We start from the raw sequence: 577 nt of genomic DNA, 5'->3' as shown, positions 1-577 counted from the left end.
TTTTCCCAGTGCTTCAGGCCTCGCAGGGCCTTGCCCAGGAACCGCTTCGCTGCCTTGGCGCTGCGGGTCGGCGACAGGTAGAAATCGATCGTGTCGCCCCGCTTGTCGACTGCCCGGTACAGGTAGGTCCACTTGCCCCGCACCTTGACGTAGGTTTCATCCAGGCGCCAGCTCGGATCAAAGCCACGCCGCCAGAACCAGCGCAGCCGCTTCTCCATCTCCGGGGCGTAGCACTGGACCCAGCGATAGATCGTCGTATGGTCGACCGAAATGCCGCGTTCCGCCAGCATTTCCTCAAGGTCGCGATAGCTGATCGGATAGCGACAATACCAGCGCACCGCCCACAGGATCACATCACCCTGGAAATGGCGCCACTTGAAATCCGTCATCGTTCCGTCCGTCCAATCTCCGCCAAGCATGCTCAAGCTTCACGATTTTTGCAACAGAGCCCGGTCGACCATACGACGATCTATCGCTGGGTCCAGTGCTACGCCCCGGAGATGGAGAAGCGGCTGCGCTGGTTCTGGCGGCGTGGCTTTGATCCGAGCTGGCGCCTGGATGAAACCTACGTCAAGGT

At 60.7% G+C, this 577-nt stretch carries 2 pseudogenes; one reads left to right on the top strand and one right to left on the bottom strand.

The features are described from left to right. A pseudogene (locus WP12_RS00035) lies at window positions 1-389 on the bottom strand (IS6-like element IS6100 family transposase); the annotation flags it as partial. A 63-nt stretch (window positions 390-452) separates the two neighbouring features. Between WP12_RS00035 and WP12_RS24545 the strand changes: the two are divergent. After that, window positions 453-577: pseudogene (locus WP12_RS24545) on the top strand (IS6 family transposase); the annotation flags it as partial.

This window comes from Sphingomonas sp. SRS2 (assembly GCF_000971055.1).
In the GTDB taxonomy this organism is placed as follows: Bacteria; Pseudomonadota; Alphaproteobacteria; order Sphingomonadales; family Sphingomonadaceae; genus Rhizorhabdus.
This window is presented reverse-complemented; position numbering and strand designations above follow the sequence as displayed.